This is a genomic window from Dyadobacter sandarakinus (assembly GCF_016894445.1).
Classification (GTDB): Bacteria; Bacteroidota; Bacteroidia; order Cytophagales; family Spirosomataceae; genus Dyadobacter; species Dyadobacter sandarakinus.
This window is the reverse complement of record NZ_CP056775.1, coordinates 2,715,766-2,727,779: the sequence shown is the minus strand read 5'-3', so window position 1 is coordinate 2,727,779 and position 12,014 is coordinate 2,715,766. Positions and strand designations below refer to the sequence as shown.

Sequence of the window (12,014 nt, the reverse complement as noted above, 5' to 3'; positions counted from 1 at the left end):
TGAAGAATAAGCGGCATTTTTGAGTAAGTGAGAGGAAGGTAACAGCACTGACTACCAACCTTGGAAGCAACAGGTTTTCCTTTTTTGAAAACACATCATTGCGGATGACGGATGGGTGTAAATGTTTTGTGAAGGATCTTTTGGCCGGCCCGGTCTTGCGGGTCAAGCCTGACAGGGTAATAACTCCGCCTGGGTTACATGCCGGGCATGGTTCAACCCAGGCGGAGAAAACAATTGTTATTAAGCCGGCGGTAGTCCTGGTATTTTCAGTTTTGACAGGCCGGCTGACATTGATTTATGAGAGCTGCGGCTAGGCTGCATTATCTTCCGCAACCGCATCCGCGTGTGAACCGGCTTCAAAGCTATCCGCATATTTGATCTCTTCAAGCCAGTACGTTGAGCTAACAATGTCGAAAGTGACCGTATTTTCGCCTTTGGCAACCACATGCAACTGCCATAGGATATCTTTTGCCTCGTCAAACTTGTCTCCCGCAAGCTGATCTGAAAACAGGCGGTGGATCAGGCTACGGTCCGACATGCCGCCAGCCAGTATCCTGACGACCGGTGCCTCGGGATTTTCATTAAAAATGCTTGTATCTCCTTCAATTTCAATGCTGAACCGGACAGCCTCTGCCCGCGGGAACTTGCCGTTGAATGCATCGTACAACAGTTGCGTAGACCTGAACAGATCAGGATGCAGGTGCAGCTCAGGATACTCCTCCCACAGCTTTTCACTCAGAATTTCGTGTGACAGGTTGGCGAGCTGTCCCTCCGTGAGGCGGTCCGCAATGGTATAGTCCAGCACAATTTTCGCAGCCTCTTCCGGTTCATAATCCGTCAGCGACATCATGCACATTTCTTTCAGTTCAGCGTCCTTGATCTCGGCCGGATTATCGTAATCCATGGCATTCAGCAGATTCACCAGATCACTCTTTTCCCATGATCCGGGCAGTTCGTGAATTTGATCGAAGGACAAAACTTTTACTTTGAATGGGTTCATTGTTGTTGGGAAGTTAAATAGGTATACCTGCCGGGGAAGTTTGCGGTGAGTGCATCATCCGCACTTAATAATGGTATGCAGGTTATTGCTCTCTTTAACATAATCGTGCCCGTGAAAAGACAGAAAATCCATTCGCAGGTCCAGGTGAGCGGCTTCAAAAATTTTAATGAAATACCGTAAACAAAATAACCCCGGTCATGGCTGGCCGGGGTTATTTTATTTGTTACGCTTCAAATCAATTCGGGTCAGAAGTACCTTTTTTGTCTTTCTTTCTCTTTTTTGATTTGTTGTCAGACATGTCAGACTTTCCTGTATTGCTGGTGCCTGAATTTTCCGTCATAGTGCTTTTTGTCGAATCCATTTCGCTGGTTACAGATGTGCCGGTTGTGCCGGTTCTCTGTCCCTGCATATTGGTGCTGCTCTGCGGTGCAGAATTTTTATCGGATGAACTGCCATTCTGCTGTCCAGTAGGATTGATGGCGTTATTCGTCGTGCTGTTATTTACATTTCCCGTCGACGAGCTGTCCTGGGTGTTGCTGTTGCTCTGCGTTGCAGGCATATTACTGTTCTGTCCGCTGTTCTGCTGCCCGCTAGGAAGGATAGCGTTATTGGTAGTACTGCTGTTCTGCATGTCCGAAGTTGAGGTGCCCTGCTGGGTTGTTGTGCTGGTTCCCTGTTTCTGTGTGGTCTGATTGGTTGTGCCTTGTGCGAAAAGCGTTCCGCCTGCGATCAGCATCAATGCCGCGATACCTGTGGTTAATTTTTTCATGATGTTTATTAATGTTGATGAATGTGAGCAGTGTAGCAATTTCTGTTCCAGCAGCATCCCGGGCCTGCTGACAACGTTGCGGGGCGAATCCGGATGCAGGTACGGGAAGTTATTACCGGAATTGTAACCATTTAGGATGATTACCTTACAGCCACCCACACGTAAGTTGCCGAAAACGGCTACCGGGCGCAGGTTGCTGCCCGGTAGCCGTCACTCACTTCACCACAGTCGCTTCCAACTCCACCGATAGCGTCTCAAAAAGTGATTTCACCTCAAAAAAAGTTGCCGCCTGCCTGATTTCGTTCCTTGTAATCCACTCGCCGAAAGTGTCAAAACATTTGAAAAACTCCTCGTGATTGGTCGTGTACACATTCAGCCGGACAATATTTTTACTTTCGAAGCCCGCTGCGCGGATAACCTGTTCGAGATTGCTGATCGCGAGGAGCAGCTGCGTATGCATATCCGCCGTACTCGATGTTCCGTCTGCATGCACAGCCGCCTGCCCCGCGCAGTAAAATGTACTTTCGACCTGCTTCACTGCTACTGCCTGCGCGTAGTGGCGCCCGTTTTGCCATTGCCAGGGATTGATGACGCTTTTTTCCATTTTTTCTTTCAATTGATTTCCCTGCAAACCTACCGGGTGCAACGAAAACCATCACGTGAGCCACCGCACGACTTTGGTGTGAGCCAGGTCACACGTCAGTTCAGCCGGCTGAGGGTTTCCCTGGACACGCCCAGGTAGGCAGCCAGCTGTGTTTTGGGCAGGCGCTGCAATAAGGAGGGGTGTTGTGCTGCGAGCTGTGCATATCGCTCCTGCGCGCTGGACGTCATCAGTGAAAGAATGCGGCGCTGGGCTGAGAAATAGCCCGCAATCACTTTTTCCAGGAAGAAATGTTCAATCTTCGGCAGGCCGGTTCTCAGGGCATGGAAATCGTCCAGCGACAGGCAGAGCGCCTCCGTATCTTCCAGGCATTCCATGGACAGCGTAGCCCTGGTGCGGGTGTAGTAAGCCTGGAAATCGTTGTCCCACCAGTCCTCCATCGCAAATGACAGAATGTACTGCCTGTCGGTAGTCTCGTCGGTATATACCAGTTTCGTCAGCCCGGAAAGCAGGTAATAATTATAGGGGACGGGCTCACCCTGCTGCACCATAAACTGATGTTTTTTGTATTTTTTAAAAGTAAAATGCTTCTCGACAAACGCAAATTCATCGTCTGTCAAAGGCACCAGCTTTTCTATATGCTGCCGCAATTTTGATTCCATGGTCACGCGGGGTTTTTAAAGTGAACGTACCTATTCCCCGATAATCTTCTTCCGGTGCGCCAGGCCCCAGTCGGTGAGGTTGTTAATGATGGTTTTCAAGGTGAGACCGTGCTCCGTCAGCTCGTACTGGACCGTCACAGGCTGGGTGTCGAGCACGGTACGTTTCACCAACTGGTTAATTTCCAGTTCTTTCAGCTCCTTGCTCAGCATTTTGTTGGAAATACCTTCCACGTCGTTCAGGATGTCCGAAAACCGCCTTTTGTTATAAAAGCAGATCGACGAAATAATCGAAATTTTCCATTTGCCATTCAGCACGTCCATTGAATCCTGGACGGCCATCATTTCCTTTTTATGCTTGTCAGTCTGACGGGGTTCGCACTGCATAGGTTAGTTGGTTACCTCGATATTACTGTTACTTTTCAATACAAAGTTACGAAAAGTAACAACCTCCACCTAGCTTTGCAGCCTAAACTTAATGGATTGAAGCAGTGAGCAAATTAGAAAACAAAGTAGCCCTGGTTACGGGCGCATCCAAAGGCATAGGCGCGGCGATCGCCAGGCAATTCGCGGCAGAAGGGGCAAAGGTAGTTGTGAACTATGCATCCAGCCAGGAAGATGCGGATAAAGTAGTGCGGACAATTACCGAAAATGGGGGTAGTGCCATTGCCGTACAGGGAGACGTTTCAAACGAAAACGACATTGCACGGCTTTTTGAAGAAACCAGCAATGCATTCGGTTCGCTGGATATTCTGGTGAACAATGCGGGCATTTACCAGTACGAACCCATTGAGCAGATATCCGCCCGGACCTTTCATGACCAGTTTAACATCAATGTGCTGGGTTCCATATTAGCCATCCAGGCTGCGGTGAAATTGTTTGGGGAAACCGGCGGCAACATCATCAACATCAGCTCCGAAGCAGGCCGCACGCCCCTTCCCACCGGATCGGTCTACTCGGCAACCAAAGCCGCACTGGATGCCATTACCGTTTCCCTTTCCAAAGAATTCAGCGGCAAAAACATCCGGATCAACTCCATTCTGCCCGGCGTGGTAGAAACCGAAGGGTCGCGCAGTGCAGGTTTTATCGGCAACGACTTTGAAGCCAAACTCATCGCCACCACACCGCTCGGGCGCACCGGTCAGCCCGACGACATCGCGCGGGTAGCGGTGTTCCTGGCTTCCGACGACTCAGCCTGGATTACCGGCGAGAAAATATCGGTTTCAGGCGGCATTTACGGGCTTTAAGCCGGGTACCTGCCTTTTTATTTTTAACAGAAAAAACATGGAAAAGCTAAAAAACAAAGTAGCCGTGATAACCGGCGGCAACAGCGGCATAGGCTTCGGAATTGCCGAGGCATTCAAGAAAGAAGGCGCAACCGGCGCGATCACAGGACGCAACCAGGCGACGCTGGACTGTTCTACAGAAGCGTTGAGCGAAGCATTTATTGGTATTCAGGGCGATGTTACCAATCAGCATGACCTGGAAAATATTTTCCGGAAAACGGCTGACAAGTTCGGGAAAATCGATGTGCTGGTGGTGAATGCAGGCGGTGTGGTGGACGGCATCCCGATGGGCTCCATCAGCGACGTGACCGAAGAAGGTTATGACCGTTATATGGACCTCAACCTGAAAAGCGCCTATTTTACAGTGCAGAAGTCACTTCCGTATCTGAACGATGGAGCATCGGTGATCCTGATCGGATCGAGTGCAGCTCACCGCGCCGCGCCGGGAATGGCCATATACAGTGCCGCCAAAGCCGCGGTAATTTCCCTGGCCAAGGGCCTGTCGCTGGATTTGCTGAGCAGGAACATACGTGTAAATACCATTTCCCCAGGTTCGATCGACACTCCGGTTTTTGGTAAACTGGTGCCTGAGGAGCATTTAGAACAAGTAAAGCAAACCTGGATCGACATGATCCCGGTAGGCAGGCAGGGCCTCCCGTCCGACATCGGAAAAGCGGCAGTTTTCCTGGCGTCCGATGATTCGGCTTTTATCGTCGGCACCGAAATCCTCTCAGACGGAGGCATGACAAACCTCAGTTTGATGAAGTAGGTGGTTTTGCATTGTTGCGGATGGAAGGAACAATTCAGCAAATCCGCCAGGCCAGTACCCGCATTTTTATCAAAATAACAATGCAAGGAAAATCCGCAGCGATGCGCCTCCCGGTAATCCAGAGCAGTTTTTTGTATTCAAATGTCGGCACGAGGCTGACTAAACCAAACCATATTCCACCAGTGCGGAACAATGCATGCGCCATGCCAGCCGAATTAATACAAGTTTGATCTTCTGGTTTTGAAAAATCTTCCGATTCTTACTTTATTGCCCGAAGAATTTTATACTCAAAAAAGAAAATCATGAGCACGTTGAAGTTAAGAGATGGGGCCGAAATGTTCTATAAAGATTGGGGCACAGGACAACCCGTTGTTTTTCACCACGGCTGGCCGCTTTCCAGCGATGACTGGGATAACCAGATGATGTTTTTCCTGCAGAATGGTTTTCGCGTTATTGCCCACGATCGCCGGGGGCACGGACGTTCTTCCCAGACTTACCAGGGGCATGAAATGGAAACTTACGCAGCGGACGTGGCCGAGCTCGTGGCACACCTTGATTTGAAAGATGCCATACACATTGGTCACTCTACAGGCGGGGGAGAGGTTATACGGTATGTACATAAACATGGAAAAGGTCGCGTCGCAAAAGCCGTGCTGGTAAGCGCCGTAACACCGGTCATGGTACAGACGGAAGACAATCCCGACGGCGTGCCCATGAGCGTTTTTGATGAAATCCGTTCTTTCACAGCCACGCAGCGTCCACAGTATTTCAAGGATTTTTCAGAAGCATTTTACGGCTACAACCGGGAAGGAGCTGTCCAGAAACAGGGAATCCGCGACAACTGGTGGCGCCAGGGAATGATGGGGAGCATACTGGCACATTATGAATGTATCAAAGCATTCTCTGAAACAGACTTTACCGAAGACCTTCGCAGCGTGGATGTTCCCGTGCTCGTGCTGCATGGCGAGGACGACCAGATCGTACCCTACCAGATTACTGCATTGAAGGCCGCCGGGCTGTTGAAGCATGGTAAACTGATCACTTACCCGGGCTTTCCGCACGGAATGCCTACTACGGAGGCTGAAACAATTAACAAGGATATTCTGGAATTTATCCGGCAATAATGCCTCATACTCCGGCGTGCTGCACTCTGCAGAGAGTCGGTGGGGAATGGCCGGGCGGGGTTATCTCGTCCGGCCTTTTTATTGTCCATCATTTCCGCTTAGCGAGGGAGCAGCAGTAAGCCGGAAGTATTTGCCGATCTTTAAGGGGAGTCAGTCTGCCTTTTTCATGGAGGATCCTGTGTCTTCATCCGGCGTATGTACATGCTGGATCAATATGTCCAGTCCTTCCTCTTTCGCCAGCTCAAACCGCTTGCGGATGCGGTAGCTGGCTTTCCGGATCGCGTCTACGGAAACCCCCAGCATCTGGGCCATTTCGTAATTGGACAACTTCAGTTTGGTTAAGATCAGCAGCCGGGTTTCGGCGGGGGACAGGTCCGGAAACTTTTCCCGCAGCCTGAAACTGAATCCCGGGTAGGTCTGGTCAAACAATGTCCTGAACTTCCGCCAGTCCTCTTCGGTCAGGATGGTTGCCGACACCAGTTGTTCGATCCGCGTAGCCATAGACGTCGCCATCACCTGCTGATCGCTTTCTTTCAGGTATTGCAGTTCGGTGGTCAGACTGTCTATCAGCTGGGCTTTGTCCTTCAATGTTTTCAGATTGGCATTCAGCAGTTCTTCGGCATGATGCAGCTGTTCTTCTACCAGCTTCTTTTCGAGCGCCAAAAATGCTTTTTCTTTTTCTGCCAGTTCAAACTGTCGTTTTTTGCGGACCTGGAAACGGCTGAAAAGCAAAGTTCCGATGGTCACGACACCCAGCAGGGTAGCCAGTAACACGTAAAATCTTAATCTGCTCAGATTTTCCTGGCTCGTCAGCAGGTTCAGCTCGGTCTGGTAACGCTCCGCCTCCGACTTTTCAACCGCCCGGTCCACGATCCGGTTATCGAGTATCCTTCGCAGGCTGTCTTTGACGACGCTCATCGTGTCCGAAAGCTGGAATGCAGTGACATAGTTGCCGATCGACCTGTTGAACTTTATGGTAGCATCCAGCAGGCGCACGCGGTAGTCCAGTCGTTCCGTAGATCCCGGAATATGTGCCAGTGCAAGCTCACGGCCTTTTTGCAGGTAATACCGTGCACTGTCGGGTTGTTTTCTTCGTGTAAAAGCAAGTGCCAGTCCTATCGCGCTGTACGCCGCGTCTTCCGGCGCTCCGTTTGCGACGATCCGGGTAATGTTATAGCTCTGGCGGAGGTACTTGAGTGCATCGTCAGGCTGCTGTTTTCTCAGAAAAACCTGCCCCAGATTACCTGCACCGATCGCCACCCAAACCGTATCATGGTAGGCAGCAGCCTGCGCTATGGTTTTCCGGTAAAAATCGGCCGCACGATCCCACTCTTTATTCAGACCGTAGATCATGCCGATGGTGTTCAAAGTATTCAGCTGAATGCGGGAAACATAAAACGGGTGCCGGGTAGCTTCCAGGAAAGCAGCCAGTGCCTTATCCTGTTCTTCAAAATGGTAGTAGCATAATCCAAGATCAAAAAGGTACCCGGACGCATTGGGAACCCGCTCGTAGCCGATTGCTTCAAAAGCTTTCCGGGCCAGCAGCAAATGCTCAAAGGCGGCTCCATAGCGTGCTGCCCGGAAGTACACGCCGCCTGTAACATGCTCACAGGCTGCCGCAATGTCCCGGTACCTGTTTTTTTCTGCCCATGTTTTGGTGCGTGAAAGCAATGCTACGACCGGCTTGTAATCGCCCTCCCGAAAATACTGCTCATACCGTTTTGAGAAGAGTACCCGGTAGCATTTCAGGAAATACTGCGCGTAGGCTTTTAATTTGTTGTCCCCCAAACTGTCTGCTGTTGCAATCGCCGCATTCAGAAACCTGTGGCTGGCTGTGGAATCCCAGTCCGATATCAGGTGCTCCGAACAATATTGCCACAGCTGAGGCAGCCTTTGTTCCGGGGGAGCCTTCGCCAGAAATTGCGTTTGTGCAGCACCATGGAAAGATACCATCAGGATCATCAGCAATACAAGGCCGGGGTAACGGGCAAATTGTTTGTTCATAAGAATAATTTCCTGCCAGACGCAGCTGCCGGTCAGGGCAATAATCGTATTCAATGATGTTTTTGAGCTGAAACTGAGACAAAAAATCCCTGTCAGGTATGCTCAATGGCACGTTTTGCATTTGTCCCGTTTTTGTCCCGGGGTAAAATCCATTTTTTCCTGTGTAAAAAGCGACTTTCGTCCTGTTCATTCCGACTGATCCGATATGCCGCCCGCGCTGTCAAAATCTTGTAGTCACAGATTCAACTTCCATCGTTAAAGTCATCTTTATGTTACTGAACCTTTACCCAAAAGCCTGCCTTTTATCCCGCCTGAAACCCGGGAATAATACTGCGTTGCCGGACTATGTCAGACGAGGTATTAAAATAATTAATCCAAAAGTTGCCGCTTTGCTGATGCTGGCGGTGATGTGCCTGATTTTACCCGCACACCGGCTCTCAGCCCAGAATGTAACGCTGAGCCTGGTACTGAATACCAACAGCAGCGGGCCGGGTAGTTTGCGGCAGGCGATTATTGATGCCAACGCAGATCCCAATAACAATGTCATCAGTTTTGACAGCCGCGTGTTCGGTACTGTTCCGCAAACGATCCGTGTAGCTCGCCCTGCCCTGGAAATTACGGCCAGCGGCAGTCTCACAATCAGGGGATCTGGTGCGCGCATGCTCACCATCCTGGCCGACAACGGCAGGGATGGCTACTTTGGAACGCGTTTGTTTACGATTGTGAACGGGGCAAATGCCACCCTGAATGATATGACGGTGAGCGGCGGCCGGGCAGAAAACAATGAATACAATGCAGGTGGAGGTATTTTTGCCAGCAACTCCACCGTGACCCTCAATAATATGGTGGTGAGCAATAACCGCGCGCAACGCGGCGGCGGAATCTGGAACGGATACGGCCTGCTCACGATCAACAATTGCACGATCAATAATAATTTAGCTAGTCTAGGCGGGGGTATTATTGCCTACGGAACTTCGGTTTTCGGGGACCCGTCGATTGTCAATGTAATCAACTGTACCATCAGTGACAATGTTGTATCCAGCTATGGGGGCGGGATTTTCCACAGCAGCGGCGCATTCAATGTCACGAACACGACCATCACCGGTAATCACGTGCAAACCCGCAGCAGCGGGGGCGGGGGCGGCATTGCTACCACCAGTTTCCTCTACATCCGCAATTCCATTGTCGCCAACAATGTGCTTGAACAACCTGGCAGGTCTGTCACCGGACCGGATGTGAGCGGCAAGATCGTGTCACAGGGCTACAACCTGATCGAAAATACCGAGGCGGGAACCATTTCCGGGACAACAACAGGCAACATCTACGGATTTGATCCGAAACTGGGAGCACTGGCCAACAATGGAGGTCCCACGAATACGCAGGCTTTACTGCCGGGAAGTCCGGCGATCAATGCCGGAAGTCCGGATAATACCAATACTCCCTCCAAAGACCAGCGTGGGATGGTGCGGCCTTTTGACGGAAACAATGACGGGATTGCGTTTTCCGACATCGGTTCATATGAAGCACAGGATAATGACGGCAGCCGCATTGATGCGGATCAGGACGGAGTGGCTGACGCGATTGATAATTGTGTGCTGGCTGCCAACAGCGACCAGGCCGACTATGACAAAGACGGAAGCGGAAATGCCTGCGACGCGGATGATGATAATGACGGCACGCCCGACATATACGATGCCTTTCCGCTGAATGCGCTGGAAACAACTGATACAGACGGAGACGGGATTGGCAACAATGCCGATCCTGACGACGACAACGACGGGCAGTCGGATGCGAATGAGCTTGCCTGTAACGGAAATCCATTTGTTGCAGCCATCAAAGCGACTGACACGGACCGCGATAACATACCGGACTGCACAGATACAGATGATGACAATGACGGGATAGCAGACATTTACGACAGATTTCCACTCAATGCAGACGAGTCTGTGGATACAGATGGTGACGGCATCGGTAACAATGCCGATCCGGACGATGATAATGACGGGCAGCTTGATGCCGATGAAATTGCGTGTGACGGTAATCCTTTTGTCGCTGCGATCAGAGCTACCGATACCGACCGGGACAATATACCCGATTGCGTTGATACCGACGATGACAATGACGGCGATCCTGATGCAACCGACTGTGCACCGCTGAATGCGGCAGTAGGGCATAATGCGCCCGAGATTTGTAATGGTATTGATGACAACTGCAACGGACAGATCGACGAGGGGCAGAGTACCTTTTACCAGGATAATGATCAGGATGGATATGGCAATGCAGCGGTAACGATCCAGGCATGTGAAGCGCCTGCCGGTTATGTGAGCAACAATACCGACTGTGATGATACCGACCCTGCCAAGTATCCCGGGGGAATGGCATGTACGCCTCCAGCGCCAAGCGCTATCCGCATCAATGCAGGTGGCGGCATGGTGGATGCGTCCGGCAACCGCACCTTTGCGGCTGATCAGTACTATGCGGGCACAGACCGGGTTTCTTCTGTAGGCAATGTTCAGATTCTCAATACAACCGACGATGCGCTTTACCAGAACGAGCGCTCTGCTGCGGCTTTCAGCTACAAGATTCCCGTGCAGAATGGCCGGGTGAATGTGGTGCTGCACTTTGCGGAAATATGGTTTGGAGTACCGGGAAGAGGCGCGGGAGGTAGTGGTAAACGCAGGTTTCATGTGGAGATCGAAGGGGCCAGACGCCTCACCAACTACGACATTTTTGCAAAAACAGGCGGTGCCTTGCGTGCAATTCAGGAAAGTTTTCAGGTAACTATAACCGATGGGGTGCTGAACATTGAATTTCTGAGCGGTGCCGCGAATATTCCAAGCATCGCGGCCATTGAAGTGCTACCTCAAACTGAAAATCCGCCAGTAGCAGGTCCTGCGCGCATCAATGCAGGAGGGGCTGCTTTTACCACAACGGACAATCGAACCTTTATCGCAGACCAGTATTATGGCGGTACTGATCGCGTAAGTTCCATTGCGTCAGGTGATATCCTGAATACGACCGACGATGAACTTTACAAAAATGAGCGGTCGTCCGCTGCATTCAGCTACGCGATTCCCGTACAGAACGGGCTGGTCACCGTAGTCCTGCATTTCGCCGAAATCTGGTTTGGTGCGCCGGGCAGGGGGGCAGGAGGTGCAGGAAAACGCAGGTTCCATGTAGACGTGGAGGGTGCCAGAAAGCTGACCAACTATGACATTTATGCCAAAGCCGGTGGTGCATTGCGGGCAGTTCAGGAAACATTTACGGTAACAGTAACCGACGGCGTCCTCGATCTTGCATTTCTGAGCGGCGCGGCAAACCTGCCCACTGTATCGGCAATCGAGGTCATTCCGCAGCAAGCAACGGCTCGGATGACAGCTGAAAACGGTGATGCTCTGAAAGATGTTTCGGCCGGCAGGTCACACCTATTTCCCAACCCCGTCCACAAGCAGTTTACAGTGACCCTGTCAGCCGGACATACTGGCCGGGTTTCACTGGAACTGACCAGCGTGGCAGGCATTACGCGGAAGGTTCATGCACCGCATACGCCAGGCCAGCCGGTGATCAGTGCGGATATCGCTGATCTTTCTTTAACCGCAGGCATTTATCTCCTCAAAGTACAGTCCGGGACGCGGTCCGAGATCATCAAAATGCTTCTTGTGGAATAGCGGGCAGCAAAATGAATGAGTGAAAGGCCTTTTGAGTGCGAGCTCAAAAGGCCTTTCTTTTTTCTGTATTCAAAGGTGCATCAAAGCCACACTTGCATCCGGTTTCCAGACTAAGAAAAAATTCAAAATCAGGC

General features: G+C 51.0%; 10 protein-coding genes. 4 read left to right on the top strand and 6 right to left on the bottom strand.

Annotated features, from left to right (window positions below; genetic code table 11):
• Positions 1-310 precede the first annotated feature (310 nt).
• The 5 genes from HWI92_RS10875 to HWI92_RS10855 form a co-directional block, all read right to left on the bottom strand.
• Positions 311-1,000 (bottom strand): hypothetical protein, encoded by a 690-nt coding sequence (locus HWI92_RS10875; protein ID WP_204663610.1) that lies wholly within the window; start codon positions 998-1,000, stop codon positions 311-313.
• 235 nt (positions 1,001-1,235) lie between these two features.
• Entirely contained in the window at positions 1,236-1,769 is a 534-nt protein-coding gene (locus HWI92_RS10870) for a hypothetical protein (protein WP_204663608.1), read from the bottom strand.
• A gap of 214 nt (positions 1,770-1,983) precedes the next feature.
• Positions 1,984-2,373: a RidA family protein gene (locus HWI92_RS10865; protein ID WP_204663606.1), complete on the bottom strand. Its 390-nt coding sequence runs from the start codon at positions 2,371-2,373 to the stop codon at positions 1,984-1,986.
• A 95-nt stretch (positions 2,374-2,468) separates the two neighbouring features.
• Positions 2,469-3,032 carry a Crp/Fnr family transcriptional regulator gene (locus tag HWI92_RS10860; RefSeq protein ID WP_204663604.1) on the bottom strand — a complete coding sequence of 188 codons (564 nt, stop codon included), beginning with the start codon at positions 3,030-3,032 and terminating at the stop codon, positions 2,469-2,471.
• 30 nt (positions 3,033-3,062) lie between these two features.
• A complete protein-coding gene (locus HWI92_RS10855) occupies positions 3,063-3,416 on the bottom strand; it encodes a winged helix-turn-helix transcriptional regulator (protein ID WP_204663602.1) in 354 nt (117 codons plus the stop codon).
• Positions 3,417-3,520: 104 nt separating this feature from the next.
• Here HWI92_RS10855 and HWI92_RS10850 point away from each other — a divergent pair, with 104 nt between their 5' ends.
• The 3 genes from HWI92_RS10850 (at position 3,521) to HWI92_RS10840 (ending at position 6,208) form a co-directional block, all read left to right on the top strand.
• On the top strand, positions 3,521-4,276 hold the full coding sequence (locus tag HWI92_RS10850; protein ID WP_204663600.1) for an SDR family NAD(P)-dependent oxidoreductase: 756 nt from the start codon (positions 3,521-3,523) through the stop codon (positions 4,274-4,276).
• Positions 4,277-4,313: 37 nt separating this feature from the next.
• On the top strand, positions 4,314-5,084 hold the full coding sequence (locus HWI92_RS10845) for an SDR family oxidoreductase (protein WP_204663598.1): 771 nt from the start codon (positions 4,314-4,316) through the stop codon (positions 5,082-5,084).
• Between the two features lie 302 nt (positions 5,085-5,386).
• Positions 5,387-6,208 (top strand): alpha/beta fold hydrolase, encoded by an 822-nt coding sequence (locus HWI92_RS10840; RefSeq protein ID WP_204663596.1) that lies wholly within the window; start codon positions 5,387-5,389, stop codon positions 6,206-6,208.
• Positions 6,209-6,358: 150 nt separating this feature from the next.
• Here HWI92_RS10840 and HWI92_RS10835 read toward each other — a convergent pair whose 3' ends face one another.
• Positions 6,359-8,266 carry a tetratricopeptide repeat protein gene (locus HWI92_RS10835; RefSeq protein WP_204663593.1) on the bottom strand — a complete coding sequence of 636 codons (1,908 nt, stop codon included), beginning with the start codon at positions 8,264-8,266 and terminating at the stop codon, positions 6,359-6,361.
• Between the two features lie 215 nt (positions 8,267-8,481).
• Here HWI92_RS10835 and HWI92_RS10830 point away from each other — a divergent pair, with 215 nt between their 5' ends.
• Positions 8,482-11,880: a malectin domain-containing carbohydrate-binding protein gene (locus tag HWI92_RS10830; protein WP_204663591.1), complete on the top strand. Its 3,399-nt coding sequence runs from the start codon at positions 8,482-8,484 to the stop codon at positions 11,878-11,880.
• The last annotated feature ends 134 nt before the right edge of the window (positions 11,881-12,014 follow it).